Origin of the sequence: Marinobacter excellens LAMA 842 (assembly GCF_001574445.1) — a bacterium.
Taxonomy (GTDB): domain Bacteria; phylum Pseudomonadota; class Gammaproteobacteria; order Pseudomonadales; family Oleiphilaceae; genus Marinobacter; species Marinobacter shengliensis.
Map to the genome: position 1 here is coordinate 155,153 of NZ_LOCO01000007.1, position 26,643 is coordinate 181,795.

Here is a 26,643-nt window from a genome sequence, read left to right on the forward strand (position 1 = left end):
CGCGGTGACGCTGGACGAGCTGCAACGGGTGGCCGATACCTGGCTGGTGCCGGAAAACGCCAGTGTGGCAGTGGTCACCAACCCGGATAACCGCGCTGTGGCTGAAGGCCTCGGCATGGCCATTCAGGAACTCTGAGGCAAGTGTGGGCCACCGGTGTTACCGGTGGCGCTTCAGCCCCGTTGTGACCATGATGCGGGTGGATATCTCTTCAACCGAATAGGCGGTGGTGTTCAGGTAGGGGATGCGCTCCCGCTTGTACATCAGTTCAATTTCCTCGATTTCGTGCATGCATTGCTGAATCGATGAGTAGCGGGAGTTCGGTCGCCGTTCATTCCGGATGGTTGCCAGTCGTTCCGGTTCAATCGTCAGCCCGAAGATCTTCTCTTTGTGGGGGCGCAGAGCCGCGGGCAGTTTCTGATCCTCCAGATCTTCCTCAGTAATGGGGTAATTTGCCGCCTTGATGCCGTATTGAAGCGCAAGGTAGAGGCACGTCGGCGTCTTGCCACTTCGGGAAGCGCCCACCAGGATCAAGTCCGCCTCGTTGTAGTGTCGCGTGCGAGCGCCGTCGTCGTTATCCAGGGCAAAGTTCACCGCGTTGATCCGGCGCTCGTAACTGCCTTCGTTATTGATGGCGTGGGATTTGCCCACGGTGTAAGACGACGATGAATTAAGTTCCTGCTCCAGCGGACTCAGGAACGTGCCAAAAATGTCGATCATGAAGCCGTCGGCGGTACTGATGATTTCACGGATACTGCTGTTAACGATGGTATCGAGAACCAGGGGCGCGGCACCGTCTACCTCCGCAGCCTTGTTGATGCGCTTGACCAGGTCATGAGCCTTTTCTTCATCATCAATATAGGGCACGGTTATACGTTCAAAATCGATTTTCTCGAACTGGGCAAGCAGGGCATGGCCGAGTGCTTCTGCCGTCAGGCCTGTGCCGTCCGAAATAAAAAAAGCGGTTCTTTTCATGGCTGTATCCGGTTTGGTTTTGGCTGATTGCCGGGAGTTGTTCCGCAGCTCCCTAGGTAATTTCCGCAGGTTACAGTATCATACACGCCAGATTCGAGACTCCGCGCTACACAGACTCAAGGGAGACGTGCTTTGGAAGATTACATCATCTGGTTTGACCACCTGGGAATGTCCGATGTTGACCGGGTTGGAGGCAAGAACGCTTCCCTCGGTGAAATGATCAGTAATCTCGCCAATGCAGGCGTTACCGTTCCCGGTGGTTTCGCCACCACTGCCTATGCCTATCGCGAGTTTCTGGCCACCGATGGCCTGAAAGACAAAATCGACCAGGCTCTTGATGCCCTTGATGTAAACGATGTTAACGAGCTCGCTCGTGTCGGTGCCCAGATTCGCCAATGGGTGGTTGATACTCCGTTCCCCGATAGCCTGGATAATGCCCTGAAAGAGGCCTTTGCGAAACTCCAGAATGGTAACGAAGACATGGCTGTGGCGGTTCGCTCGTCTGCCACGGCAGAAGACTTGCCGGATGCCTCCTTTGCCGGCCAACAGGAAACCTTCCTCAATGTGTCTGGCCTTCAGCAGGTTCGTACCTCGGTCAAAGAGGTGTTTGCCTCCCTGTTTAATGACCGGGCGATTTCCTACCGTGTTCACCATGGCTTTGATCACAAGCTGGTGGCGCTGTCTGCGGGCATCCAGAAAATGGTACGCAGTGAAACCGCTTCCAGTGGTGTGATGTTTACCCTGGATACCGAATCCGGCTTCCGCGATGTGGTGTTCATCACGTCGTCCTACGGCCTGGGCGAGACGGTTGTACAGGGCGCCGTTAACCCGGATGAGTTTTACGTGCACAAGCCTACGCTCGAGGCTGGCCGCCCGGCGGTGCTGCGCCGGAACCTGGGCAGCAAGGCCATCAAGATGGTTTACCATTCCGAGCCGGGCGAAGGCCAGTTCGTGGAAACCGTCAAGGTAGAGCAGGAAGACCGTAACCGCTTCTCCATTACCGATGCGGAAGTGGAAGAGCTGGCCAAGCAGGCCATGATTATCGAACAGCACTACCAGCGCCCGATGGATATTGAATGGGCTAAAGATGGTGACGACGGCAAGATCTACATTGTTCAGGCCCGCCCTGAAACCGTGAAGAGCCGCGCCTCGGCCAACGTGATGGAGCGCTACCTGCTGAAAGAGACCGGTAAGGTGCTGGTGGAAGGCCGCAGTATCGGCCACAAGATCGGCAGTGGTCCGGTCAAGATTATCACCAGCATTAACGAGATGGACCGTGTGCAACCCGGTGATGTGCTGGTCACCGACATGACCGACCCGGATTGGGAACCGGTGATGAAGCGCGCTTCCGCCATCGTCACCGACCGTGGTGGCCGTACCTGTCACGCGGCGATCATCGCCCGTGAGCTGGGTATTCCTGCGGTTGTGGGTTGTGGTGATGCCACCGAGTTACTGAAAGACGGCCAGGATGTGACCGTATCCTGTGCCGAAGGCGACACCGGCATGATCTACGAAGGCGCCCTGGACTTCGAGCTGCGTGAAAACACCGTGGATTCCATGCCCAACATTCCGTTCAAGATCATGATGAATGTGGGCAACCCGGACCGGGCCTTTGACTTCCAGGCGCTGCCCAACGAAGGTGTTGGCCTGGCCCGCCTTGAGTTCATCATCAACCGCATGATCGGTGTTCATCCAAAGGCGTTGCTGAACTACGACGGCCTGCCCCGCGATATCAAACAGACAGTCGACAAGCGTATTGCCGGCTACACCTCCCCGGTGGATTTCTACGTCGACAAGCTGGTTGAAGGTATTTCGACCCTGGCCGCAGCATTTGCGCCGAAGAAAGTGATTGTGCGGTTGTCTGATTTCAAATCCAACGAGTACGCCAACCTGATTGGTGGCACCCTGTATGAGCCGGACGAAGAAAACCCGATGCTGGGCTTCCGTGGCGCATCGCGTTATATCTCCGAAACTTTCCGCGACTGTTTCGAGCTGGAGTGCCGGGCGCTCAAGAAAGTCCGTAACGACATGGGCCTGACCAACGTTGAGGTAATGGTACCGTTCGTGCGCACCGTGGGCGAGGCCGAACAGGTGGTTAATCTGCTGGCGGAGAATGGCCTCAAGCGTGGCGACAATGGCCTGCGGGTTATCATGATGTGTGAGCTGCCGGCCAACGCGATTCTGGCTGAACAGTTCCTGGAGCACTTTGACGGTTTCTCAATCGGCTCCAACGATTTGACGCAGCTGACTCTGGGCCTCGACCGGGATTCCGGTATCATTGCGCATCTGTTTGACGAGCGGAATGATGCCGTCAAAGCCCTGTTGTCCAACGCTATCCAGGCCTGTAAAAAGGCTGGGAAGTACATCGGCATCTGCGGTCAGGGCCCGTCTGATCATCCGGACCTGGCCAAGTGGCTGATGGACGAGGGTATCGATACGGTATCCCTGAACCCGGATTCCGTGCTGGATACCTGGTTCTTCCTGGCTGACGAGAAGATTGACTGAGCGCGAATATTTCGGAAAAGCTAACATTTCGGAAAAGGAGAGTAGCAGGTGAGCAAGATCATTACGCCGGATCTGTGCGACGAGTTTCCGGAAGTACAGGTGGTTGAGCCTGGCTTCAACAATTACGGTGGTGTGCGCCAGTTTGGCGGCGAAATCGTTACCGTGAAGTGCTTTGAAGACAACTCCGTGGTCAAGGAGCAGGTGGGCCTGCCGGGCAACGGTCGGGTAATGGTGGTAGACGGTGGTGCGTCCAAGCGCAATGCGTTGCTGGGCGACATGCTGGCCGAGAAAGCCGCAGAGAATGGCTGGGCCGGTCTGGTAATTTACGGCTGCATCCGGGATGTGGACGAAATTGGCCAGACCCACCTGGGTGTTCAGGCGCTGGGCACGGTTCCCCGGAAGACTGAAAAGCGTGGTATTGGTGACCTGAACATTCCGGTTACCTTCCACGGCGTGACCTTCCATCCGGGCCACTACGTGTATGCCGATAACAATGGCATCATCGTATCCGAGAAACCCCTGGTTTGACCCGGGGTTGTCCTGGAGAAATACAAAGCGGCGGCCTTCTGGCCGCCGTTTTTTATTGGGTAACTTCTGTGATGTTGACGCCGATCAGATAACCTTCGCCCTCTGGTTCGCAACGAATGACCTCACACACGGTCTCCAGCGGGGGTAGCTGGTTATCTGCGCCTTCCAGGCGGGTTCTGAGTTCACTGCCCACGGCGACAGCTTCGTCAATGAACAGCTGCATGCCCGCGGCGCTCAGGTCCCGGCAGATGCCGGTGAATGTATCGCCCCTGGCATTGGTGATTTCAATGCGGCTGTTTACCTGCATCCGGTGAAAGTCACGTTTTTCCGAGTAGTCTTTCATGGCATTTAGGCCCAGTTGTCGGTTTTTCTTGTTGGTTTGAGCATCGGAATGAGCAGGGCCAGCAGAACACCGCCGAGCACCAGGCCGGCGCCTAGCAGCATGAAATCGGAATCCTTGCTGGCTTCAAGCCGTTCATTCTCTGCCGTCAGTACTTCCAGGTCGTTACGCAGTTTCTGATTCTCCTCGCGCAGCTCCCGGTTGCGTCGCTCCAGGTTGATGGAGTCCGCCGCGATATTCTTGATTCGGGTGAGTTCTTCCTGAAGTTCACCTGCGCGGTTGGAAAGGCTGCTTTCGGCATTCTGCAGGTTGTCACGTTCTTCCGTAACGGCCGACAACTGCTCGCGGACACTCGTGAGCTCCGATCGCGCCTGCTCCAGTTGCTGGGTGGCGCGTCGTAACCGGTCTGCGGCAATCGGCTGGTTGCTGAGATACTGGCTTGAAACCCAGCCTTCAGTGCCTTTGGGAGTTCTCACCTTGGTGTAACCATCGCCTACTTCCAGCACCTCCAGCGGTGTGCCGCTGGGAACCGCGTTTTCAATAATCCGGAACTGGGAGCCGGCTCCGGATCGAACGGGCAGGTAGAGCTTGTCGTCAACCCATACGGTGCGGGCTTGAGCGACGGAAACCGAAGCGATGATAAGCAAAAGGCTGAGAAGAAGACGGAGCGATGTCACGGATTACGTTCCCTGGTATGGTCTATTGACGGTCATTCAAACACGCAATTTTGTCACACAGTGACGGGTATTCAAGCAATCGCGGGTTACAATCCGCTCATGCAGTGTTGTCTGGTTACGCTATCACCAGCTCAGGGCAGCACAACCTTGTAGGGCTTGACGGTCACGGATTGATACACCCCTGCTTCAATGTACGGGTCGGCATCCGCCCACGCCTGTGCCTGTTCCAGTGATTCGAACTCGGCGATGACCAGGCTGCCGCTGAACCCGGCTTCGCCCGGGTCCGGGGAGTCGATGGCCGGGTGGGGGCCGGCTACCAGCAAACGCCCCTCGGCTTTCAGTGCTTCCAGCCTTGCAACATGAGCCGGGCGGGCGGTCATCCGAAGGGCCAGACTGTTGGGGACATCTTCGCTGATAATGGCGTAATACATGGGTGCTCCGGTGCAAATCTCGGTTTGGTTAGGGCCGGATAGCCAACACTGGTACACTGGCGGCTATCGCCCAGTTCAGGACTGTTTGTGACTATACCTCAAGACCCGAAACCGTGCATTGATCTGCATTGCCATAGCACCGCATCCGATGGTGCGTTAACGCCGGAGGACCTGGTCGCTCGGGCAGCAGAGCAGGGTGTCAGCCATCTTGCACTGACCGACCATGACACCATTGCTGGTCTCGCTCAGGCTCGCGCCCGGGGGCAGGAACTGGGGCTGTCACTGATTAGCGGTGTTGAGCTGTCTTGTGTCTGGCGCAGCCACACCATTCATGTGGTCGGCCTGGACTTCGATGAAGCGGATTCGGCCTTTCTGGAGGCGCTGGCGCAGCAGAACGAGAACCGGTGGCAGCGAGCGCGGTTGATTGCCGATAGGCTGGCTCGCCTGAAGGTTGACGGGTTGCTGGAGAAAGCGACAGCCCTGGCCGGAGGCGATGTGCCCGGACGACCGCATTTTGCCCAGGTTCTGGTGAACGCCGAGGTGGTGCCAAAGACGGCCCATGCGTTCAAGCGCTACCTTGGTTCCGGAAAGCCCGGTGATGTGAAGGCCTGCTGGCCCGAATTATCTGAAGTGGTGCAATGGATCACGGATGCTGGCGGCATCGCTGTGCTCGCGCATCCCCGAAAATACCGGTTGACGGCAACCCGCCTGCGTGAGCTGACAGCGGATTTTCGCCGGGCTGGTGGTCGGGCCATTGAGGTGTCGGTATCCGGGCAGTCCAGTGGCGATCTCGGTTTTGTGGCAGAGCTGGCAAGGCGGGAGCAGTTGCTGGCTTCTCAGGGCAGCGATTTTCATTTTCCCGGCGCGCCCTGGTGCGAGCTGGGCCGTATCATGAAAATGCCAGAGGGGCTGGAGCCCGTCTGGCATCATTTCAGGCAACCGGTGAACGCTTAGTCCGGTGCGTGGAACAGCAGGTAGAGGTCCGTCAGTGAATCCGGAATGGCTTCCGCCATGCGACCTGATAACTTCTCATCGTTACGCACGTTCTGGAAGTCCTCGTCCTCGAACAGGCCAGACAGGGTAAGCATCGGTACCATCAGGTCCGCGACGTCTTCCTCGCTGGCGGCATCGAGCCAGGCCTCTTCATTTTCCAGGAAGGTATCAACAAACCCGGCGCACCAGTTTTCCAGTGCGTTCATGGGGTCGCCGTCTTCCGGTTCCGGCAGTTCCAGCGGCTGGCCCATGTCCAGGGCGTGGGCCATATCAGAAGCCAACACCTTCACACAGTGAGCGAAGACCTCCGGTACCTTGCCGTTTGGCAGGGTGTCTGCGCCGGTGGCGAGGCGGAAGAGATCTTCCGCCTCCAGGCTGACCGGGCCGATAACGCTGGCACACACCACGCCGTGGAATCCGAAGAAATCCAGGGCTTCATCTCCCCAGGGCTCAGCGAACAGTATGTCTTCCAGCGCCTCGATATCCGAATTGGTCAGCATATTCAGTTACTCCCGGCCTTCTTGGCTTCGGCGGCCGCACGCTGGCGCTTACGGACCTCACGTGGGTCATTGTATGCACGGCCCGGAGTGACCGGAACGTCTGGCATTTCGTCCTGTGCGGGGGCGTTCTGCGCATCGTCGGCTTTTACTTCTGCCTTGGGCTCTGCGTCAGTCTTAGCCTCAGCTTCCGGTTCTGCCTTGTCAGCCTTGGCCTTGGGCTCGGGGCTCTCTGGCTGGGCTTTTGGCTCTTCGCTCCTGGGCTTCTCGGTGGTTTCAGTCTGTTCCGACTTTTCAGCCTTCAGAGCATCCGCCGTTTCGCTGTTTGCTGCCTTGCTTTCGGTCTTTGGAGCTTCTGTCGCTTCAGCGGGCTTGCTCTCGGACTTCGGCGTTGCTTCCGGCTTGTCAGTTGCCTCTGCTGCTTTTGCTTCGCTGTCGGTCTTGGTGGCCGGCGCTTCAGCATTGGCGCTATCTGCAGCCTTGTCTGCGGCTTTCGGTTTGCGCTGACGGTTTGCCGGGCGAGCCTTGCGGGGTTCCCTGGGCTCCTTGTCCTTCTCGGCGTTACCGGATTCAGGCGCGTCAGCCGGCTTCGCGGCGTCAGCCTTGGCGTCGGTTGTTTCGCTCGCCTTCTGGCCGTCAACCTGGTTGCCTTGCTCTGCCGGCTGGGCAGGTTGCTCGGCTTTCTCTTCCGGCACCTTGTCGGCTTTCGGCTGTTCCTGCTTGTCAGCCTTGGGTGTCTCCACCGTGGCCTTGTCTTCGGCGGCAGCGCTCTTCGGTGCTTCAACCTTCTTGGGCTGTTCAACCGGTTGCTGGGCTGGCTGTTGCTTCGCCTCTTCGTTACCGGTCTCTACGCCTTTCTCGGGCTGAGTGTCCTTCTGGTGCCTTTCGCTCCGTTCTGCCTTGCGAGCGGCCGGTGTGCTGGCCGGAGACTCGGCAGGTGAGCCGTCGCGATTACGCTGGCGGCGCGGCTTACGACGCTTGTCGTCGCCACCTTGCTTGTTCTCGGCCTGGGCTTTTTGGCCGTCCTGCGGCTCGCGGTTGTCTTTCTGGTCTTTTGCGTCGCGCTGAGGACGATTGCGGTTCTGATTGCGACCCTGTGAATCCTTGCGGTTATCCCGACGGTTCTCACCGCCCTTGTTGTCGGTACCACGGTTATCGCCACCCTTGTCCTGCTGCCCTGAGCGATTCTGGGCGGCACGGGACTGGTCTTCGTTGCGGTTGCCGCGATTACGGTTGCGGTTGTCATCGGCGCGGTTTGGCTGGCCACCCTGACGGCGGTCGTTGCCGGTGCGATTGCCACCCTGGCGCTGGTCGTCACGGGCTACCCTTGATTTACGACGGTCCTGGCGGCCCTGATTGCGACGGTCTCCGGCGCGGTCACGGTTGCCGGCGGCTTGTTTGGTGTCGGTTTGCTCCTGCTCGCCGCGGAAGAAACAGGCGATTTTCTTGCCGAGCTTGCGGAACAGGCCTTCCTCCGGCTCCGCTGGTTCAGCGGCGGCCTGGGGGGCTGTCGGGGCAGGGGCTGTGGGGCGGATGGCCTTCACGGCAGCCTGCTCACGAACCGGCTTTTCGGTGGTCGTTACTTCGGCGCTTTCTTCTTCCCGCTCGTTGTATTCCTGGGCAACCTGATGGCTGGCAATGTGCTCAGGGGTTGCTTCATCCTGACGCAGGCGGATGATCTCGAAGTGCGGTGTTTCCATATTTGGCACCGGGGCAACCACCACGGAAACGCCCTGGCGTGCCTCGATGTCGGCCAACTGCTTGCGTTTTTCGTTCAGCAGGAAGGTAGCCACGGACACCGGCACGATGGCGCGGACTTCGGCGGTCTTTTCCTTGGACGATTCTTCGTAGATCAGTCGCATGATGCTCAGGGCCAGGGATTCGATACCCCGGATGGTGCCCTGGCCTTCACAGCGAGGGCACACTTCGCTGCGTGTTTCACCCAAAGATGGGCGCAGGCGTTGACGGGACATTTCCAGCAGGCCGAAACGGGAAATCTTGCCGACCTGAACGCGGGCCCGGTCGATTTCCAGGGCTTCACGCATTTTCTGCTCGACTTCGCGCTGGTGCTTGGCCGGCGTCATGTCGATGAAATCGATAACGATCAACCCGCCCATGTCTCGCAGGCGCAGCTGGCGGGCGATTTCTTCTGCCGCTTCCAGGTTGGTCTGCAGGGCAGTCTCCTCAATGTCGTGGCCTTTGGTGGCGCGGGAGGAGTTGATATCAATGGAGACCAGTGCTTCGGTGGGGTCGATCACAATGGAGCCGCCAGAGGGCAACTTCACTTCCCGCTGGAACGCGGTTTCGATCTGGCCTTCGATCTGATACCGGCTGAACAGGGGAATCTCATCCTTGTAAAGCTTGATCTTGTTCTCGAAGGTGGGCATTACGGCGCGTACAAAACTGAGTACGTCTTCGTAAACGCCGTCAGCGTCGATCAGGACTTCGCCGATGTCCTGGCGGAGGTAGTCACGAACCGCCCGGATGATAACGTTGCTTTCCTGGTGAATCAGGAAGGGCGCCTTGCGCTCCCCGGCGGCCTGGGTGATGGCTTCCCAGAACTGCACCAGGTAATCAAGATCCCACTGGAGCTCTTCGGTGGTGCGGCCAATACCGGCAGTACGCACGATGATTCCCATGGACTTGGGAACCTGTACGCCGTTCATGGCGTCTTTCAGCTGCGCCCGGTCATCGCCTTCAATGCGACGGGAAATGCCACCGGCGCGGGGGTTGTTGGGCATCAGCACCAGGTAGCGACCGGCCAGAGAGATAAAGGTGGTCAGGGCTGCGCCCTTGTTGCCACGCTCTTCTTTATCAACCTGCACGATGACTTCCTGTCCTTCAGACAGAACATCCTTGATGTTGATTTTGCCTTCGATCTGGCCGGGAGACTTCTTGAAGTACTCTTTGGAGATTTCTTTCAGCGGGAGGAAGCCGTGGCGCTCTGCGCCAAAGTCGACGAACGCCGCTTCAAGGCTGGGTTCTACGCGGGTGATACGACCTTTGTAAATGTTGGCTTTTTTCTGTTCACGGGTGCTGGATTCGATATCCAGGTCAAAAAGCCGTTGGCCGTCTACCAGAGCTACGCGCAACTCTTCAGGGTGAGTTGCATTGATCAGCATTCTTTTCATGGAAAGAAAGGGTTCCTGTCGTTTGTTAGTGACAGAAAACCGGGAGCGTTCGCATCAGCGAAGCGGGATGTGCGTGCCGCGGGCCCGTTACAGCAGGGCGGCCGGCGGCCAGACGGATCAAACCCTTATGGGTTGCGATCCTGTAAGTCTGAGACCACCGCCGACAATCCGCCTGCCTGACAGCAGGGAGAGGTCGAATAGGGTGAATGTCTGTTGACGCATAATATCCGTTTTCAGGTTCACACAAACTCCTGGGTCTCACGTCGTATTGGTTTGCTGGACGGCCCGGGTTTGCATGGTAGTGATTCTTCGCGATGTCGCCCGACGGTTTTCCGGTCGGTTTTTCCTCTCCCGGAGCAGGTCGCAGCCTCTCTGGGTCTGCCCTGTGGTCCGGGAGTTTGTTTCACGCCGGGCCCGGTAATGATTGGGCTTCGGCGTTCAATCTCTTAATCAGTGTCGGTATACTGCTGCCGCTCCGGCTTCTGACCAGAGTTCGTCAGGCCGTAGACAAACGGCAGAGCACGCCGGAATATAACAGTAAAGCGGTGTTCGTTCAATCCCGCGTTTATCACCCAGGAAAAGGTATCCCATGTCGCGCAAGCCAGCAGCCCGTCGTCAGCCGCCGAAACGCGGCAATCCGTCCCATGGGGGATCGGGCCGGGCAGGGCCGGTGTCCTCTGATGGGCGTCGCGGAGAGTTGCTGGCAGGCCAGGTGCAGAAGGGTGTCCAGTGGGTGACGGTGGACGAGGATATGGCCGGCCAGCGCGTAGACAACTTTCTCCTCGCCCGCCTGCGGGGTGTGCCCAAAAGCATTGTGTATCGAATCGTTCGCAAGGGTGAGGTGCGGGTTAACAAAGGTCGAGTAAGGCCGGATTCCCGCCTTCAGGCTGGCGACGTGGTGCGCATTCCGCCGATTGTCCAGAAGAGCAAGCCGGAGTCGCCTACGCCCGGTGATCGGGTGCAATCGGTTATGGAAGCGGCCGTGGTCTTTGAAAATGACGATATGCTGGTGGTGAACAAGCCCTCGGGTATTGCCGTTCATGGTGGCAGTGGTCTGAGTTTTGGTTTGATCGAAGTGCTCAGGTCGGCCCGGCCGCAGGCAAAGTTCCTGGAGTTGGTGCATCGGCTGGACCGGGATACGTCCGGTTTGGTGATGGTGGCTAAAAAACGCTCGGCGTTGCGTTTTCTTCAGGATGAACTGCGGCACAAGCGCATTCGTAAGCATTATCACGCCCTGGTGGCGGGCACCTGGCCAGCGGCCATTGGTCGGGTTGATGAGCCACTCCTGCGCTATGAGATGCCGAATGGCGAGCGGCGGGTGAAAGTAAGTCCCGAAGGCAAGGAATCGCTGACGCTGTTTCGCTGTTTGCAGCAGTACCAGGGGTACAGTCTGGTGCAGGCGTCGCCGGTAACCGGTCGCACGCACCAGATTCGCGTTCACAGTGCCTCGGCTGGTCACCCGATAGCCGGCGATGACAAATATATGGACGACGCCAGTCTCAAGGCATTTCGGGCCATCGGTGGGCAGCGGCTGATGCTTCATGCCAGGGCCCTTGAGTTCACATTGCCGGGATCTGATGAGGCAATGAGTCTCGAAGCGCCGTATGATGAGCCATTCGCCAAGGTGCTCAAAGAGCTTGAGCAGCGTAGCAAGGGTAGTTATTGATGGATGTAAAGGTTGTTATTTTTGACTGGGACGGAACGCTCATTGATTCCGTGGACCATATCGCCGACAGCTTGCACCAGGCTGCGACTGAGCTGGGGTATCCGGAGCTGGAGCGCGAGGCCTATCGGGATATTATTGGGCTGGGCATGATCGAGGCTCTGGAACGTCTTTACCCGGGGTTGAGCCGCGAGGAAATGATGCGGATTCGGGAGGGTTATGCAGGTTACTTTTTCCAGAAAGTGACCACGCCCCAGAACGTATTCGAGGGTATGGCGGACATGCTGGCGGACTTGCGTGGCTCTGGCCGGAGCTGTTCGGTGGCCACCGGCAAGAGCCGACGGGGGCTGGAAGTGGCACTCACCTCCAGCGGGCTGGGCACCCATTTCGACATTACCCGGTGTGCTGACGAAACCAAATCCAAGCCTGACCCGCTGATGCTTGAAGAAATTCTGGATTTCTACGGTTACCGGCCGGAGCAGGCGGTGATGATCGGTGACACCCGCTACGACCTGGATATGGCTCGCCGTATTGGTATGCCGGCGATCGGGGTTGAGTGGGGCGTGCATAAGCGTGACGTGCTGGAACAGTATGATCCCCACGCAGTAGTGAGTTCTGTTGACGAGCTTCGGCGTACGCTGGGGCTATGATCGTTTGTGGTTAAGGAATAGCGGATGAGTGACTGGGAATCGGATAAGGAGCCGGGCTGGGGTGACAAGCCTGCAGAGCCTGAGCAGAGTGCGCCGGCGCGAAAGCGAGGTTTGTTTGGCAGTAAAGAGCCGGCGTTGCCGCCGGAATCGGGGCGCGACTGGCGACTGATCGAGAAGCTGGTGATGTCACTGCAGGCCGAGCAGCGCCGAAGCCGTCGCTGGGGGATCTTTTTCAAGATTTTGACTTTTGGTTACCTGTTCGCGCTGCTGTTCTTTATACGTTCGCCTCTTGGTGACAGTGTTGATTCCGTTGCCGGTCACCACACCGCGTTGGTGGAGGTCAGGGGCACTATCGCCGCAGATGAGCTGGCGAGCGCCGATAACCTGGTGACATCGCTGCGCAATGCCTTTGAGGCTGAGCGCTCAAAGGCGGTGGTGTTAAGGATCAATAGTCCCGGCGGCAGCCCGGTGCAGGCAGGCTACGTCTACGATGAAATCAAGCGCCTGCGGGAAGAGTATCCGGATAAAAAGGTATATGCCGTCATTTCGGACATCGGAGCCTCGGGAGCCTATTACATCGCGGCGGCGGCTGATGAAATCTACGCCAACCGTGCCAGTCTGGTGGGATCGATCGGCGTAATTGCCGGCGGATTCGGGTTCAGTGAAATGCTGGACAAAATCGGTGTGGATCGCCGCCTCTATACCGCCGGCGAGAGCAAAGCTTTCCTTGACCCGTTCTCGCCAGAGCGCGATGAGGATGTTGCGTTCTGGCAGAGCGTGCTGGAAAACACTCACCAGCAGTTCATTAGTGCCGTAAAGGAGGGCAGGGGTGATCGCCTGGCAGACGACGAGCGGTTGTTCAGTGGTCTGGTGTGGAGTGGCGAGCAGGCTGTTGAACTGGGGCTGGTGGACGGGTTGGGCAGTACCTCCTGGGTGGCCCGTCAGTTGGTGGGTGAGGAGAACTTGGTGGACTACAGTCGCCGTCGCTCGCCCTTTCGTGAGCTTGTGGACCAGTTGGGCGTCTCGGTCGGCGAGGGTGTCGCTACCCGTATGTTGGAATCGCGCCTCGAATTGCGTTAATCGTCTGCTACACCCCGGATGATGGTTCGGGGTGTAGCAGCGGGTTGTTACCGAGCCGGATCAGAATCTCGTTCAGGGCAATCAGTGGCAATCCAATCAGGCTGTTGGGGTCTCGCCCTTCCAATCCCTTGAACAGGGTTATGCCCAATCCCTCCATCTTGAAGCTGCCGGCGCAGTCATAGGGTTGCTCTCTGCGCAGGTAATTGCTGATTTCCTCGCTGGTAAGGTCGCGGAAATGTGCAATAAAGGTTTCGCAGCAGTGTTCGAGAGCGCCTGTCCGGGTGTCGAGCACCGCCAGGCCGGTGAGGAAGTGCACGCTTTTCCCGCTGCTCTGGCTGAGTTGTTCAAGCGCCTGCTCATAGCTGCCTGGTTTGCTTAACAGTGTACCGTTCGGCAGGGCGGCGACCTGGTCCGAGCCGATGATGAGTTTTCCTGGGTGCTCCGGTGCAAGCGCCTGGGCTTTCTGGGTGGCCAGTCGAACCGCCAGAGCATCCGGTAGTTCGCCTTGTAGCGGCGATTCGTCGATATTTGGGCTGGCTGTCTCAAAGGGCAGGCCCAGCTGTTCGAGCAGGCGTTTGCGGTAAGGGGATGATGACGCTAGCAAAAGGCCGGATGAGGTCATGGTTGCCTTGTAGAGGTGGTGGGTGGATGGATCTGGTCAGGTTTGCCGGTCCATATCGTAAAATACCCCTACACGGAGCGGAACCCCCGGCAGAAAGTGGATTAAGTCTTTGACAGAGGCGGGTCGCGCCCCTAAAATTGCGCGCCTATGTATAAAGCGCCGATCGCCGAACTGCCGAAATCCGTTGACCCTATCCGGTTGGCTGAGCAGAACAGAACACTTGAGGGGGTAGTTCCACTCAAGGGTCTCGCTCGTTTTCGAGAAGCAGTTCCTGGCTTGCAGGATGGCAGTGAATGCCATGTTAAGCTGTCCTTTTATCAGGATAGTGAGCGCCGAAGGGTTGTGTCGGGCGAGCTGTCTGCGCCGGTCACACTGGAGTGCCAGCGTTGCATGACTGATATGCATACGACACTGGAATCCCGTTTTGATCTCGGGTTGGTCATCAACGATGAGCAGGCCCAACGATTGCCGAAAGCACTGGAACCCTTTCTGTTCGAGGACTTCAGCGCAGACTTGTGGGCCATGGTGGAAGACGAGCTATTGCTGGTATTACCACCCTTTCCTCTTCATGAGAGGGACGAATGCCCGGCAAAGGAAGACCTGGAGGCACTGGAGCCATCAAAGGCTGCCAGTGAGCCAGAGGTAAAGAAAAGAGAAGACAACCCGTTCAGTGTGCTGGCGGGTCTCAAGACGACAAAGCATTAACGTTTTCGTAAATAGGTCAGGAGCATAACCATGGCTGTACAGCAAAATCGCAAGACCCGTTCCAAGCGTGGCATGCGCCGTTCGCACGACGCACTGAGCGCCGCCGCTCTGTCCACAGACGCAACCACCGGCGAAGTTCATCGTCGTCACCACGTCTCTCCGGACGGTTTTTACCGCGGAAAGCAGGTTGTTGAGGCTCGCGACGAGTAAGATCGTCGGGATACCCTTCTGACCCGTGACGCATGGACGAGCGGTGAGTAAACCGGTCACCATTGCTATCGACGCCATGAGCGGTGATCGTGGCGCCGAGGTGGTGGTTCATGCTTCGCTGGAAGCAGTGCGTGAAAATGAGGCCTTGAGTCTTGTTCTGGTGGGAATCCGGAGCGAGCTCGAGGCCTTGTTGATTGATGGGCACGAACGGATTCGCATCGTTGAGGCGGCGGATGTGGTACGCATGAACGAGCGCCCTTCCCACGCCATTCGTCATAAGAAAAACTCCTCCATGGCTATTGCGCTCGGGCTTGTCCGGGACGGCGAGGCCCAGGGGTGTGTCAGTGCTGGCAATACCGGCGCCCTGATGGCGTTCGGCCGGTCGATTATCCGCATGTATCCCGGTATTGAACGGCCGGCCATCGCCAAACTTATTCCTTCCCTCCGTGGCCGTTGCCACGTTCTGGATCTCGGTGCGAATGTCGATTCCACGGCGGAGAACCTGTATCAGTATGCGCTGATGGGGTCGCTCATGGCCTCGGCCATTTGTGCCCAGCCTGAGCCTCGTGTTGCTTTGCTTAATGTTGGCGAGGAAGAGATCAAGGGCAACGAGCAGGTTCGCCTTGCCTCCCATATGTTAGCCCAATGCGACACCATCAACTACATTGGTTATGTCGAGGGCAGTGACCTGTTTCGGGATGTCGCCGATGTAGTAGTCTGTGACGGTTTTGTCGGCAACATTGCATTGAAAACCGGCGAAGGTGTCGCCGGGTTGCTGATCGAGCTTCTTGAGCAGGCATTTACCCGCTCGCTTTATGGTCGCTTTGTGGGCTGGTTGGCAAAACCGATTATTGGCCGCCTCCTTCAGTTGATGGACCCGTCCCGTCATAACGGTGCGAGCCTGCTTGGGCTCCAGGGTGTGGTCATTAAAAGCCATGGCAATGCCAACGAGCGCGCCATGCTGGCTGCTATTCGCCAGGCCGTTCGGGAAGTGGAGCTCGAAGTGCCACGAAGGATCAACGAAAGACTCGATGATCTGATGTTATGATGCCTGTCCCGGTCGGGTCCCGACTAAAGTAGACCCGCATTTTCAGGGTTAATCGCGGATAATTGGCCTGAATTGTACTATTGGCTAATCTCCAGTAACCCATCAATGACGATAAGATTCCGCTTATGAAATCAGCGTTTATTTTCCCCGGACAAGGCTCCCAATCGGTCGGCATGCTTAAGGATGCTGCCGAGGCGTGGCCAATGATCAGCGAAACCTTCGATGAGGCGTCTAACGTTCTTGGCTACGATCTCTGGCACCTGTGCCAGCACGGTCCTGCTGAAGAGCTGAATCAGACCATGGTTACCCAGCCGGCCCTGTTAACCGCCAGTGTTGCCCTGTGGCGCCAGTGGTGTGTCTCGGATGGGTCACGTCCTGATTTCGTCGCAGGTCATAGTCTGGGCGAGTACAGCGCGCTGGTGGCCGCGGAAAGTCTGGACTTCATTGAAGCAGTCAAACTGGTTCAGCTTCGTGGCGAACTTATGCAGGATGCTGTCCCTGCCGGTGAAGGCCGCATGGCTGCCATTCTGGGGCTCGAAGACGCAGACGTTGTTGCGGCCTGTGAAGAGGCGGCCCAGGGCGATGTGGTGGCTGCGGTGAACTTTAACGCCCCGGGGCAGGTGGTTATTGCCGGCTCCGCCGCTGCCGTTGAGCGGGCTATTGAAGCCTGTAAGGGCCGCGGGGCGCGGAAGGCGATGCCGCTGCCGGTGAGTGTGCCGTCCCATTGTGCCCTGATGAAAGGTGCTGCCGAACAGTTGGCCGAAGCCCTGGAAGATGTCCGGTTTAACGATGCTGTCATCCCGGTGGTCCAGAATGTGAATGCTACTGTTGTCAAAGACGCAGACACGCTCAAGAGCAATCTGCTGAAGCAGCTATACTCTCCTGTGTTGTGGACGGACTCGATCCGCACGCTCAGTGATGAAGGAGTGACGGTTGCGGTTGAATGCGGTGCTGGTAAAGTGCTTGCCGGGTTGATCAAGCGGATTGAGCGCGGTTTGCCGGTGCACGGTATTGAAGATCCCGATTCTCTGGCCGGCGCCCTGGCGGCATTCGGCCAGTCCTGATAAACGGAGTTGTTTATGTCTTTGGAAGGCAAGGTTGCGCTGGTTACCGGTGCAAGCCGTGGTATTGGGAAAGCCATTGCCCATGAGCTGGCCCGGCAGGGTGCAGAAGTCATTGGTACCGCGACCAGTGAAGCCGGCGCAGAGGCCATCACCAGTGGACTGAAAGAAGCCGGCTACCAGGGTTATGGCATCGTGATGAACGTAGCCGAACCGGAAAGTATTGAAGCGGGCCTGAAGCAGTTGACTGAACAATCCGGTGCGCCTGCGATCTTGGTCAACAATGCCGGTATCACCCGTGATAACCTGCTGATGCGTCTGAAAGACGATGACTGGGCTGCCGTGCTGGAAACCAACCTTTCCAGTGTGTATCGCACCAGTAAGGCGGTGCTTCGCGGCATGGCCAAGGCCCGTTGGGGCCGGATTATCAACATCAGCTCGGTGGTGGCCGGTATGGGCAACCCCGGGCAGGGTAATTATTGTGCAGCCAAGGCCGGGGTGGAGGGTTTCACTCGTAGCCTGGCGAAAGAGATGTCCAACCGTGGCATTACCGCCAATTGCGTGGCGCCCGGTTTTATTGACACGGATATGACCAAAAAACTGGACGATAAGCAGCGTGAGGCTATGCTGGAAATCATACCGGCTGGTCGCCTCGGGTCACCGGAGGAGGTTGCCTCGGTGGTGGCGTTCCTGGCTTCGGAAGGCGCTGCTTACGTTACCGGAGAAACCATTCATGTGAATGGCGGCATGTACATGGGTTAAGCTCGTTGCGGGCTGATGTGCAACCCCTTGTCGCACAACATGTTTGACAGAATCCCTGCTTGTTTGCAGGTAGGGTTTAAACTAAACTGGCAGCCATAGAGTTGCTTGGTTGACACATAAAGTGAGGACATTATGAGTACAGTTGAAGAGCGCGTTAAGAAGATTGTTTGTGAACAGTTGGGCGTGAAAGAGTCCGAGGTTCAGAACACATCTTCTTTTGTAGAGGATCTTGGCGCTGACTCACTGGACACTGTTGAGCTGGTTATGGCCCTGGAAGAGGAATTCGAGACTGAAATTCCTGATGAAGAGGCCGAAAAGCTGGGCACGGTTCAGGACGCGATCGACTACATCGTCGCGCACACCTGATACTCTGCTGATCAGATAGCCAGGCTAAAGCCGTCCTTTGGGGTTGATGAAGGACGGCTTTTTTATTGGTGGAACGAAAGTCTCAGTGTTTGGATGTTACACGGAATAATCGGGTGAACAGGGTTATGAGTAAACGACGGGTTGTTGTCACGGGCATGGGAATGCTGTCTCCGGTGGGGAATGATGTACAGTCGTCATGGGCTGCCATCCGGGCAGGGCGCAGCGGTATCGGGCTGATTGATCGGTTTGATGCAACTGACTATGGCACCCGTATTGGAGGTGCGATCAAGGATCTTGATATTGAACCCTACCTGTCCAGCAAGGAAGCGCGCAAACTGGATGCTTTTATTCATTATGGCCTGATTGCTGCCCAGCAGGCGGTTGATGACAGTGGCCTGGAGCAGTTTGGCGATCTCGACAAGGAGCGGGTTGGTATTGCCATCGGATCCGGCATCGGTGGCCTGGAGTACATCGAGAAGAACGTGATCCAGATGGAGAAATCCGGCCCCCGCAAGGTGTCTCCGTTTTTTGTGCCCGCCTCTGTTATCAACATGATCTCTGGCAACGCTGCCATTCGCTTTGGTTACAAGGGGCCGAATATTGCCATTGTCACCGCCTGCACCACCGGCACCCATAATATTGGCTACGCTGCCCGGACCATCGCCTATGGCGATGCTGATGTGATGCTGGCTGGTGGCTCGGAAATGGCAACAACCCGCTCTGGCGTGGCGGCCTTTTCGTCGGCCCGTGCGTTATCAACCCGTAACGATGAGCCGGAAAAAGCCAGTCGTCCCTGGGATAAGGGCCGTGACGGTTTCGTATTGAGTGACGGTGCCGGGGTGGTGGTGCTGGAGGAGCTGGAGCATGCTCGGGCTCGCGGAGCCACCATCTATGGCGAGGTGATCGGTTTTGGCATGAGCGATGATGCCCATCACATCACGGCGCCCCCCGCCAGTGGCGAAGGTGCCGGCCGGTCCATGGTTAACGCCATCCGTGACGCAGGTCTGCAACCGGAACAGGTTGACTACATCAATGCCCATGGCACCTCCACCCAGGTCGGGGATGTAGCGGAAGTGGCAGCGGTCAAGTCGGTGTTTGGTGCGCACGCACACAAGCTTGCCATGAGCAGCACCAAGTCCATGACCGGCCACTTGCTGGGGGCCGCTGGCGCTGTCGAAGCCATTTTCTCGATACTGGCCGTGCGCGACGGGGTTTTGCCGCCGACCATCAATCTGGACGAGCCAGACGAGGGCTGTGATCTGGACCTGGTGCCGCATAAGAGCCGAGAGGCGGACGTTCGGATTGCTCTGTCGAATTCGTTCGGTTTTGGCGGCACCAACGGCACGCTGATTGTAAGTCGTTACGAAGACTGACCCTACCGTGTTTGATCTGTATTGGGCTGAAGACGGTGGTGTTCCACCGGGAGACCGGGGCCTTGCCTACGGCGATGGTCTGTTCGAGACCATTGCCATCATGGGCGGTAAGGCCAGCCTGTTGGGTTATCATCTTGACCGGATGGTCCGTGATGCCGGCCGGCTTGCCATCCCGGTGGCGCGCCCGGAACTTGAGGCAGCCTGCGCTCGCGCCCTGGAACGATATTCCGGCCTGTACCCGTCCTTAAACTGGGTGCTCAAACTGACCCTCACCCGTGGTTCGGGCGGGCGGGGCTACCGCCCGGAGCCCCGCATGAAGCCGTCTCTCATTGTGTCCCATTCCGCTTTCCCCAGTGTTCCCGGGCCGGAAGGTGTGGTGGCCGACTTCTCCCGTGTTCCGCTGACAGTGAACCCGCTTCTGGCCGGGATCAAGTCGTTGAACCGACTTGAGCAGGTGATGGCGGCCAGGGAGCTTCAAGGGGATGTCTTTGAGGTGCTGATGAGCAATCGTGATGGCCATGTGGTGGAAGGCACCCGGACCAATCTGTTCATGCTGTTTGAAGACGTATGGCTGACACCGCCCGCTTCAACCCTGGCGGTTGCGGGTGTGATGCGTCGTTACGTGCTTGACCGGCTGAGAATTGCCGGCCACGAATTCCGGGAGATGCCACTGACGCTTGATACACTGTTGGGCGGCAGCTGTCAGGGGCTTTGGCTCAGCAACAGTGTTGTCGGGGTGGTGCCGGTTCGCAATCTGGCCGGGCACGATTTGCCTGTTGACCAGCGACTTGCGACAATCGTCGGTTCACCGGCAAGACTGGATTGATTCGCGTGTTCAAGAAGTTACTGATCGTTGTTGCTGTATTCGTGCTCGCTGCTGCCGGCGGTGGCTTGTGGGCCTGGCAGGGTTTGCAAACCCTGAAGCAACCCGTTGCGCTGGAAGAACCGGTGCTGTTTAAAGTGCCAACAGGCACAGCATTCAGCCGAGTGGCCCGCCAGTTGGAGAATGCGGGCTATGTGTCGGATGCCCTCTGGCTCAGGCTCTATGGCCGCCTCTACCCCGACCAGACCAGGATCAAGGCGGGTGACTACGAATTCTTGCCCGGAATGACACCAGTCGCCATGGTAGACGCTATGGTTGAAGGCAAGGTAAAGCTGTGGTCGGTACAGTTTATCGAAGGCTGGACGTTCCGGGACATGCGCGCTGCGCTGGCGCGCTCTGAACGGCTTAAAAAGGTCACCACTGACTGGTCTGATGAAGACGTCATGGCGGCGGTGGGTGCTGAAGACCAGCACCCGGAGGGCTGGTTTTTTCCGGACACTTACATGTTCAGCTCCAACGAGTCTGACCTGGATATTCTCAAGCGTGCCCACAGTCGTATGGTGAGTGTGCTTGAGGAAGAATGGCAGAACCGGGCCGAAGGGTTGCCTTACGATACCCCTTATGAAGCTCTGATCATGGCTTCTATCGTTGAGCGGGAAACCGGTGTGCCCTGGGAGCGTGGGGAAGTGGCGGGTGTGTTTGTGCGGCGACTGCACAAAGGCATGCGGCTGCAGACTGATCCCACCGTTATCTACGGTATGGGGGATCAGTACCAGGGTCGTATCCGCCGCAGCGACCTTCAGACCTACACCCCTTATAACACCTATCGAATCAACGGTCTTCCGCCCACACCGATTGCGCTGCCCGGGCGGGACTCTGTGCACGCCGCTTTGCACCCGGAGGACGGCGATACCCTCTACTTTGTTGCTCGTGGTGATGGTAGCCACAAGTTCTCCCGAACCCTGGCGGAGCACCAGAAAGCGGTCAGGGAGTATCAGTTGAATCGCCGTGAGGGCTATCGCTCGTTTCCGGCACCGGGAACCCTGAACAACAGCCGGGAAGAATGATGCACAACAGAGGCCGTTTTATTACCTTCGAAGGCACCGAGGGCGTTGGCAAATCCACACAGCTGGAAAACGCTGCGAACACCCTCAAGGACCTCGGCGTCGATTTTATCGTCACTCGTGAACCTGGTGGCACGCCTATGGCGGAAAACATTCGGGAGTTGTTGTTGTCGCCCCGGGAAGAGCCGGTTCATGAAACCACAGAATTGCTGTTGATGTTCGCAGCGAGGGCCCAGCACCTGCATAACCGGATTCTTCCGGCCCTCGACAAGGGGCAGTGGGTACTGTGCGACCGCTTCACCGATGCCACCTTTGCCTATCAGGGCGGCGGCCGGGGTGTGCCCGCCGAGCGTATCGCGTTGCTGGAAACCCTGGTTCAGGGTGAGGTACGGCCAGACCACGTCATCCTGCTGGATGCGCCCGTGGAAACCGGTATGGCCCGGGCGAAAAAGCGGGGAGAGCTCGACCGATTTGAACAGGAAACCCTGGCCTTTTTCCAGCGCATTCGCGATACCTACCTGGCGCGGGCTACGGCGATGCCTGGCAACTACCATGTGGTTAATGCAGCATTGCCGCTGGAGCAGGTATCGGCCAGTGTGTCGGCGTTGTTGGCTGCCCTGGTTAAAATGGCGGAATCCGCCTGATTAACCGGAGTACGGCCATAGTTGCGTCGATTTCGTGCACTTTTTGTAATGTTCTGCTTTAATTGATGTACATTCTCAGTTAACGGCCGGCAGCATTAATGCTCAACGCAAAACTTCTCAAGCTTCCCATCGCCGCTCACCAGCATCGGCACGAACACCACCAGATTGTCATCGGGGTGAGGGGAGAGGCTGAGTTGAGTGTCGGTGGCACCGGGGCTCACCTGGATACCTGGAAAGCCTGTGTTGTGCCCACTGAGGCAAGCCACGATTACTGTGGCGATGATCAGAACCACGTTCTGGTGATCAATCTTGACCCGCTCACCCCAGCTATCAATACGCCGGCCCATGCGGATTACGAACGGATGATGCGGTTTTTCGAGAAGCCGCGCACCCTGCAGATGGACAGCCGGTTACAGGGGCTGGTCCAGTTTACCGCCGGTGAATTTGACCGCGCGCCAGACAACCTCACCCTGCAGCAGCATCTGGCTTCGAGTATTCTTTACTGCATGGCGGACCGCATTGTGGACCGTCAGGTCCAGTCTTCCAGCCGGGCAAGCATCAGCCCAGAGGTGATCCGACGTTATATCCTGGCCAACCTGCATCGAAAAATTACTGTCGAGGAAATGGCCAGTGAGGCGTGCCTCAGTGTCAGTCGATTCCATGAGGTTTTTCGGGAGGTGGCGGGCATAACCCCTCATCAGTTTCTGCTGCAGACCCGCCTTGAGCAGGCCGCTCACCTGCTTGCTTCATCGTCTCTCTCGGTGTCGGAAATAAGCTACCGAACCGGGTTCTCCTCCCAGAGTGCCTTGACCAATGCGTTGCGCAAATACAAGGGCACAACACCCTCCAGATTGCAGATTAATGAAAGTGTTGCCTGAACTGGGCGGTAAATTCGGTAGTCCCGTAGGATTATGCAAAAGAATCGTAGGATTTTGTAAGCCGTAGGTCCGTAGTAATACTAACTTAATGCATCTGTAGAATCGCACTTTTTGCTCGGCAATCCTGGTCGTAAAGGTGTGAATAATAACTATAGTGAAGGAGTGGCTGTGCGGGGGCTTGCCTCGCTCCAATTCGGATGGATTTTGGGTAAACAAGAACAACGGCCAGTCAACCAACAGTGATGTGGTACCTGTGCCTTAAGAGCGGACTCAGTCCGACTCAATAAACCGGAGGAGCCTTATGGCTATTGGCGTTTGGATCAGTCTATTTGCGTATTTTGCGATTATGATCGGCATTGGCGTTTACGCCATGCGGAAAGCCTCGGCGACAGCTGAAGATTATATGTTGGGTGGACGTGGGCTCAGCCCCAAAGTAGCGGCCTTGTCGGCCGGTGCTTCCGACATGAGTGGCTGGCTGCTTCTGGGCTTGCCCGGGGCGTTGTTTGTTACCGGCCTGGCGGACGCCTGGATCGGTATCGGCCTGTTTGTGGGCGCGTTCATCAACTGGGTGATTGTTGCACCCAGATTGCGTGAACAAACTGTTCACTACGGTAATGCCCTGACCATACCTGCCTTTCTGGCAAACCGCTTCCCTACCAAGGCGCTGCCTCTGCGCACGGTATCGGCGATTGTTATTGTTGTATTCTTTGCGGTCTACACGGCATCTGGTCTGGTTGCAGGCGGCAAGCTGTTTGAAAGTGCGTTTTCCGGCATCTTCAACTTCGGCGGTCTGAGCGACTATGGCGTAGGTATCGTGATCACTCTCGGTGTCGTTCTGGCGTACACCGTGGTTGGCGGCTTCCTGGCTGTAAGCATGACCGACTTTGTGCAGGGTTGCATCATGATGCTGGCCCTGGTGCTCATGCCAGCGGTAGTGCTGTTCGGCGAAGGTGGCGGCGGCTTCGGCCAGGCTTCTGAAACCCTGAACAGTGTTGATCCAACCCTGCTGTCCTGGACCGAGGGGCTAACCTTGGTTGGCTGGCTGTCAGCGGTCGCCTGGGGTCTGGGTTACTTCGGCCAGCCGCACATCATTGTGCGTTTCATGGCAATCCGCACCGTGCACGAAGTGTCTGTGGCCCGTAACATCGGCATGTCCTGGATGGCCATCTCCCTGATTGGCGCCATCTCCCTGGGCGTTTTCGGTCGGGCCTATGCTATCCGTAACGGTATGGACGTGGCTGACCCGGAAACCATCTTCATCATTTTGGCGGACCTGCTGTTCCATCCGCTGATCACCGGCTTCCTGTATGCAGCCCTGCTGGCAGCGGTAATGAGTACCATCTCCAGTCAGCTGCTGGTGGCTTCCTCATCCCTGACCGAAGATTTCTATCGCCTGTTCCTGCGCAAAGAAGCTTCCGACAAGGAGTGTGTAAACATCGGCCGGGCGTGTGTTGTGGCTGTTGGTCTAGTCGCTGCGGTGATTGCTTCTGATCCGAACTCGCAAGTTCTGGCGCTGGTCAGTAACGCCTGGGCCGGCTTCGGCGCTGCCTTTGGCCCGCTGATCATCCTCGGCCTGATGTGGTCCCGCACTAATGGTGCTGGCGCCTTGGCCGGCCTGATCGTGGGTGCCGGTACGGTGATGGTATGGATTTCCATGGGCTGGAACGGAAGCTTCATGGGTGGTCCGGGCGTGTATGAAATCATCCCTGGCTTCATTGCTGCCTTCATCGCCATCGTTGTCGTCAGCATGGCGACCAACGATGCTGGCGAGTACCAGCATATCGAGCGGTAACAGCAGTCACTGATACTATTCAGTGATCTGATAAGGGCTCCCTGCGGGGAGCCCTTTTTTTGGTGCGCCAGGCATGGCGCGTAGCGCCTTGACGGGCGCTGTTCCGGTACAGGTGGTGCTGGCCGGATGACTTGGGGGTGCAAGTCCCCTGTGGGCCCGGCAAGGGGAACCACTAGCCGGACGGCAAGGGTGTCCACCGCGAGGTGGAATCTGAAGGAAGCCGCAGGCAAAGCACTGGCCCGACGAACAGGAATCGCATACGAGGCGGTCACACCGGGCAAGGCGGCCAATATCGTCAAAGCCCGATACTTGCACGGAAGGTGTGGACGTAAATGCGGCGGGCATAAGTGTGAAGGTCACGCGTCTTACCCTGGGAAGTCTGGTTCTCTGCCTTTGTGCTACTTACCCCGCGAGGGGTGGGGATGGGGAGCCAGAACTCAGCCGAGGTCATAGTAGGTGCGTCACCGCGTACTGAAGGACTGAACATGGTTGGCCGCCAGTAGGCGGTGAGTTCTCGTGAAGTGCTTATGAAGACAGAAGCGACCCGGATGGGTCAGGGCATTCAGGAAGGGGTCGGGCGGAACCCGGCAGGTACTGAAGTCCGTGTCGAGGCAGACGCGGGGGCTCACTCGTGGACGAACGCGGAGCCGAATGCGCTGATGGAACAGGTGCTTGAGCGCCCGAACCTGATGCGAGCGTATCAGCGGGTGGTGTCCAACAAGGGAGCCGCCGGTGTCGATCAGATGCCGGTAACCGCCCTTAAGCGCCACCTGCAACAGCACTGGCCAACGCTGCGTGAGCGACTGTTGGCCGGAAATTACCATCCTCAACCGGTCCGCCGGGTCAGCATCCCCAAGCCGCAAGGCGGCGAACGGATACTGGGTATACCGACGGTGCAGGATCGCCTGATCCAACAGGCGCTTCACCAAACGCTAAGCCCAACGCTGGAGACGACCTTCTCGGATCACAGCTATGGGTTCCGCCCTGGTCGAAGTGCCCACCAGGCGGTCAAGGCGATGCAACGGCACATCAATGACGGCCACCGCTGGGTGGTCGATCTGGATCTGGCCCAGTTCTTTGACCGGGTCAACCACGATGTGCTGATGGGCCTGCTGGCTCGTCGCATCACCGACCGACGGATACTCACCCTGATCCGACGTTACCTGCAAGCCGGCATGCTCGAAGGTGGACTGGTCAGCCCGAGACGGGAAGGCACGCCGCAAGGTGGCCCCCTCTCGCCCTTGCTCTCCAATGTGCTCCTGACCGAGCTGGACCGGGAGCTGGAGCGCCGGGGCCACCGGTTCTGCCGATATGCGGACGACTGCAACATCTACGTGAGCAGCAAAAGAGCCGGCGAAAGGGTCATGACCAGTATCACCCACTTCCTGGAAGCGCGGCTGCGCCTGAAAGTGAACACAGACAAGAGTGCGGTGGACCGCCCCTGGCGCCGAAGCTTTCTGGGGTACAGCGTAAGCTGGCATCAAGGGCAGGTAAGGTTGAGAGTTGCACCGAAGAGCCTGAAGGCCTTCATGACCAAGCTGCGTCCGCTGCTTAAGCGATCTCGCGGGCAGTCGCTGACGACAACTATCCAGAAGTTGAACCCGGTTCTCCGAGGCTGGGCGAATTACTATCGCCTAACGGCCTCGAAACGCTCGGTGGAGGCACTGGATGGCTGGCTACGGCGGCGACTTCGCCTGATTCTATGGCAGCAATGGAAGCGGGCCCACACCCGGGCGCGCAATCTGATGCGGCTCGGTCTGACGGAGCAACGGGCTTGGATGAGCGCAACGAATGGCCGTGGTCCCTGGTGGAACAGTGGCGCGTCTC

26 protein-coding genes are annotated in these 26,643 nt (G+C 58.0%); 19 read left to right on the forward strand and 7 right to left on the reverse strand.

Annotated features, from left to right (window positions below; translation table 11 throughout):
• Positions 1 to 157: 157 nt before the first annotated feature.
• On the reverse strand, positions 158 to 973 hold the full coding sequence (locus J122_RS08780) for a pyruvate, water dikinase regulatory protein (protein ID WP_061331893.1): 816 nt from the start codon (positions 971 to 973) through the stop codon (positions 158 to 160).
• Between the two features lie 132 nt (positions 974 to 1,105).
• Between J122_RS08780 and ppsA the strand changes: the two genes are divergently transcribed.
• Both ppsA and rraA read left to right on the forward strand, forming a co-directional pair.
• Positions 1,106 to 3,478: a phosphoenolpyruvate synthase gene (ppsA, locus tag J122_RS08785; RefSeq protein ID WP_061331894.1), complete on the forward strand. Its 2,373-nt coding sequence runs from the start codon at positions 1,106 to 1,108 to the stop codon at positions 3,476 to 3,478.
• A gap of 48 nt (positions 3,479 to 3,526) precedes the next feature.
• Positions 3,527 to 4,006, forward strand: a complete 480-nt coding sequence (gene rraA / locus J122_RS08790; RefSeq protein ID WP_061331895.1) for a ribonuclease E activity regulator RraA — start codon at positions 3,527 to 3,529, stop codon at positions 4,004 to 4,006.
• A gap of 52 nt (positions 4,007 to 4,058) precedes the next feature.
• Here rraA and J122_RS08795 read toward each other — a convergent pair whose 3' ends face one another.
• The 3 genes from J122_RS08795 to J122_RS08805 form a co-directional block, all read right to left on the reverse strand.
• The gene (locus J122_RS08795; RefSeq protein ID WP_061331896.1) at positions 4,059 to 4,349 is read right to left on the reverse strand and encodes a PilZ domain-containing protein; all 291 of its coding nucleotides are present in this window, start codon (positions 4,347 to 4,349) and stop codon (positions 4,059 to 4,061) included.
• 5 nt (positions 4,350 to 4,354) lie between these two features.
• Positions 4,355 to 5,023 (reverse strand): TIGR04211 family SH3 domain-containing protein, encoded by a 669-nt coding sequence (locus tag J122_RS08800; RefSeq protein WP_061331897.1) that lies wholly within the window; start codon positions 5,021 to 5,023, stop codon positions 4,355 to 4,357.
• Between the two features lie 131 nt (positions 5,024 to 5,154).
• Positions 5,155 to 5,454: a YciI family protein gene (locus J122_RS08805; RefSeq protein WP_058090407.1), complete on the reverse strand. Its 300-nt coding sequence runs from the start codon at positions 5,452 to 5,454 to the stop codon at positions 5,155 to 5,157.
• An 87-nt stretch (positions 5,455 to 5,541) separates the two neighbouring features.
• Between J122_RS08805 and J122_RS08810 the strand changes: the two genes are divergently transcribed.
• Positions 5,542 to 6,408, forward strand: a complete 867-nt coding sequence (locus tag J122_RS08810) for a PHP domain-containing protein (RefSeq protein ID WP_061331898.1) — start codon at positions 5,542 to 5,544, stop codon at positions 6,406 to 6,408.
• Here the strand turns inward: J122_RS08810 and J122_RS08815 are convergent.
• Together J122_RS08815 and rne are read right to left on the reverse strand one after the other, a co-directional pair.
• Positions 6,405 to 6,947 carry a YecA family protein gene (locus J122_RS08815; RefSeq protein ID WP_061331899.1) on the reverse strand — a complete coding sequence of 181 codons (543 nt, stop codon included), beginning with the start codon at positions 6,945 to 6,947 and terminating at the stop codon, positions 6,405 to 6,407. The genes J122_RS08810 and J122_RS08815 overlap by 4 nt on opposite strands.
• Before the next feature lie 2 nt (positions 6,948 to 6,949).
• Entirely contained in the window at positions 6,950 to 10,075 is a 3,126-nt protein-coding gene (gene rne, locus J122_RS08820; RefSeq protein WP_061331900.1) for a ribonuclease E, read from the reverse strand.
• Positions 10,076 to 10,664: 589 nt separating this feature from the next.
• Between rne and rluC the strand changes: the two genes are divergently transcribed.
• From rluC to J122_RS08835, 3 genes are read left to right on the forward strand one after another with little or no spacing between them, the layout of a single operon-like run.
• A complete protein-coding gene (gene rluC / locus J122_RS08825) occupies positions 10,665 to 11,741 on the forward strand; it encodes a 23S rRNA pseudouridine(955/2504/2580) synthase RluC (RefSeq protein ID WP_061331901.1) in 1,077 nt (358 codons plus the stop codon).
• Positions 11,741 to 12,388, forward strand: a complete 648-nt coding sequence (locus J122_RS08830) for an HAD family hydrolase (RefSeq protein WP_061331902.1) — start codon at positions 11,741 to 11,743, stop codon at positions 12,386 to 12,388. Before rluC ends, J122_RS08830 begins: the two co-directional genes overlap by 1 nt.
• Before the next feature lie 24 nt (positions 12,389 to 12,412).
• On the forward strand, positions 12,413 to 13,468 hold the full coding sequence (locus J122_RS08835; RefSeq protein WP_061331903.1) for a S49 family peptidase: 1,056 nt from the start codon (positions 12,413 to 12,415) through the stop codon (positions 13,466 to 13,468).
• 7 nt (positions 13,469 to 13,475) lie between these two features.
• Here J122_RS08835 and J122_RS08840 read toward each other — a convergent pair whose 3' ends face one another.
• Positions 13,476 to 14,090, reverse strand: a complete 615-nt coding sequence (locus J122_RS08840; protein ID WP_061331904.1) for a Maf family protein — start codon at positions 14,088 to 14,090, stop codon at positions 13,476 to 13,478.
• 147 nt (positions 14,091 to 14,237) lie between these two features.
• Here J122_RS08840 and J122_RS08845 point away from each other — a divergent pair, with 147 nt between their 5' ends.
• From J122_RS08845 to ltrA, 13 genes are all read left to right on the forward strand, one after another.
• A complete protein-coding gene (locus J122_RS08845) occupies positions 14,238 to 14,795 on the forward strand; it encodes a YceD family protein (RefSeq protein WP_061331905.1) in 558 nt (185 codons plus the stop codon).
• Positions 14,796 to 14,825: 30 nt separating this feature from the next.
• Complete coding sequence (rpmF, locus tag J122_RS08850) at positions 14,826 to 15,005, forward strand: 50S ribosomal protein L32 (protein WP_011785345.1); 180 nt, start codon at positions 14,826 to 14,828, stop codon at positions 15,003 to 15,005.
• A 43-nt stretch (positions 15,006 to 15,048) separates the two neighbouring features.
• Positions 15,049 to 16,053: a phosphate acyltransferase PlsX gene (plsX, locus tag J122_RS08855; RefSeq protein ID WP_216646179.1), complete on the forward strand. Its 1,005-nt coding sequence runs from the start codon at positions 15,049 to 15,051 to the stop codon at positions 16,051 to 16,053.
• A gap of 125 nt (positions 16,054 to 16,178) precedes the next feature.
• Positions 16,179 to 17,117, forward strand: a complete 939-nt coding sequence (gene fabD, locus J122_RS08860; protein WP_061331906.1) for an ACP S-malonyltransferase — start codon at positions 16,179 to 16,181, stop codon at positions 17,115 to 17,117.
• A gap of 15 nt (positions 17,118 to 17,132) precedes the next feature.
• On the forward strand, positions 17,133 to 17,876 hold the full coding sequence (fabG, locus tag J122_RS08865) for a 3-oxoacyl-ACP reductase FabG (RefSeq protein ID WP_061331907.1): 744 nt from the start codon (positions 17,133 to 17,135) through the stop codon (positions 17,874 to 17,876).
• A 132-nt stretch (positions 17,877 to 18,008) separates the two neighbouring features.
• Positions 18,009 to 18,242 (forward strand): acyl carrier protein, encoded by a 234-nt coding sequence (acpP, locus tag J122_RS08870; RefSeq protein ID WP_008938713.1) that lies wholly within the window; start codon positions 18,009 to 18,011, stop codon positions 18,240 to 18,242.
• Positions 18,243 to 18,367: 125 nt separating this feature from the next.
• Positions 18,368 to 19,615: a beta-ketoacyl-ACP synthase II gene (gene fabF, locus J122_RS08875; RefSeq protein WP_061331908.1), complete on the forward strand. Its 1,248-nt coding sequence runs from the start codon at positions 18,368 to 18,370 to the stop codon at positions 19,613 to 19,615.
• Between the two features lie 7 nt (positions 19,616 to 19,622).
• Positions 19,623 to 20,441: an aminodeoxychorismate lyase gene (pabC, locus tag J122_RS08880; protein ID WP_061331909.1), complete on the forward strand. Its 819-nt coding sequence runs from the start codon at positions 19,623 to 19,625 to the stop codon at positions 20,439 to 20,441.
• Between the two features lie 5 nt (positions 20,442 to 20,446).
• Entirely contained in the window at positions 20,447 to 21,505 is a 1,059-nt protein-coding gene (gene mltG, locus J122_RS08885) for an endolytic transglycosylase MltG (RefSeq protein WP_061331923.1), read from the forward strand.
• Positions 21,505 to 22,146, forward strand: coding sequence for a dTMP kinase (gene tmk, locus J122_RS08890; protein ID WP_061331910.1), 642 nt, complete (start codon positions 21,505 to 21,507; stop codon positions 22,144 to 22,146). Before mltG ends, tmk begins: the two co-directional genes overlap by 1 nt.
• Positions 22,147 to 22,244: 98 nt before the next feature.
• On the forward strand, positions 22,245 to 23,024 hold the full coding sequence (locus J122_RS08895) for an AraC family transcriptional regulator (RefSeq protein ID WP_061331911.1): 780 nt from the start codon (positions 22,245 to 22,247) through the stop codon (positions 23,022 to 23,024).
• A 301-nt stretch (positions 23,025 to 23,325) separates the two neighbouring features.
• Positions 23,326 to 24,816, forward strand: coding sequence for a sodium/proline symporter PutP (gene putP, locus J122_RS08900; protein WP_061331912.1), 1,491 nt, complete (start codon positions 23,326 to 23,328; stop codon positions 24,814 to 24,816).
• A 527-nt stretch (positions 24,817 to 25,343) separates the two neighbouring features.
• Positions 25,344 to 26,643, forward strand: a 1,300-nt coding sequence (gene ltrA, locus J122_RS08905) for a group II intron reverse transcriptase/maturase (protein WP_061331913.1), incomplete at its 3' end; no start/stop codon positions are given.

Coding starts and splice junctions, on each gene's coding strand:
- J122_RS08780 (WP_061331893.1), bottom strand. CDS start 973: ATGAAAAGAACCGCTTTTTTTATTTCGGACGGCACAGGCCTGACGGCA.
- tmk (WP_061331910.1), top strand. CDS start 21,505: ATGCACAACAGAGGCCGTTTTATTACCTTCGAAGGCACCGAGGGCGTT.
- J122_RS08805 (WP_058090407.1), bottom strand. CDS start 5,454: ATGTATTACGCCATTATCAGCGAAGATGTCCCCAACAGTCTGGCCCTT.
- J122_RS08835 (WP_061331903.1), top strand. CDS start 12,413: ATGAGTGACTGGGAATCGGATAAGGAGCCGGGCTGGGGTGACAAGCCT.
- rpmF (WP_011785345.1), top strand. CDS start 14,826: ATGGCTGTACAGCAAAATCGCAAGACCCGTTCCAAGCGTGGCATGCGC.
- rne (WP_061331900.1), bottom strand. CDS start 10,075: ATGAAAAGAATGCTGATCAATGCAACTCACCCTGAAGAGTTGCGCGTA.
- J122_RS08815 (WP_061331899.1), bottom strand. CDS start 6,947: ATGCTGACCAATTCGGATATCGAGGCGCTGGAAGACATACTGTTCGCT.
- J122_RS08795 (WP_061331896.1), bottom strand. CDS start 4,349: ATGAAAGACTACTCGGAAAAACGTGACTTTCACCGGATGCAGGTAAAC.
- putP (WP_061331912.1), top strand. CDS start 23,326: ATGGCTATTGGCGTTTGGATCAGTCTATTTGCGTATTTTGCGATTATG.
- fabD (WP_061331906.1), top strand. CDS start 16,179: ATGAAATCAGCGTTTATTTTCCCCGGACAAGGCTCCCAATCGGTCGGC.
- J122_RS08830 (WP_061331902.1), top strand. CDS start 11,741: ATGGATGTAAAGGTTGTTATTTTTGACTGGGACGGAACGCTCATTGAT.
- J122_RS08840 (WP_061331904.1), bottom strand. CDS start 14,090: ATGACCTCATCCGGCCTTTTGCTAGCGTCATCATCCCCTTACCGCAAA.
- fabG (WP_061331907.1), top strand. CDS start 17,133: ATGTCTTTGGAAGGCAAGGTTGCGCTGGTTACCGGTGCAAGCCGTGGT.
- J122_RS08895 (WP_061331911.1), top strand. CDS start 22,245: ATGCTCAACGCAAAACTTCTCAAGCTTCCCATCGCCGCTCACCAGCAT.
- acpP (WP_008938713.1), top strand. CDS start 18,009: ATGAGTACAGTTGAAGAGCGCGTTAAGAAGATTGTTTGTGAACAGTTG.
- fabF (WP_061331908.1), top strand. CDS start 18,368: ATGAGTAAACGACGGGTTGTTGTCACGGGCATGGGAATGCTGTCTCCG.
- J122_RS08845 (WP_061331905.1), top strand. CDS start 14,238: ATGTATAAAGCGCCGATCGCCGAACTGCCGAAATCCGTTGACCCTATC.
- rluC (WP_061331901.1), top strand. CDS start 10,665: ATGTCGCGCAAGCCAGCAGCCCGTCGTCAGCCGCCGAAACGCGGCAAT.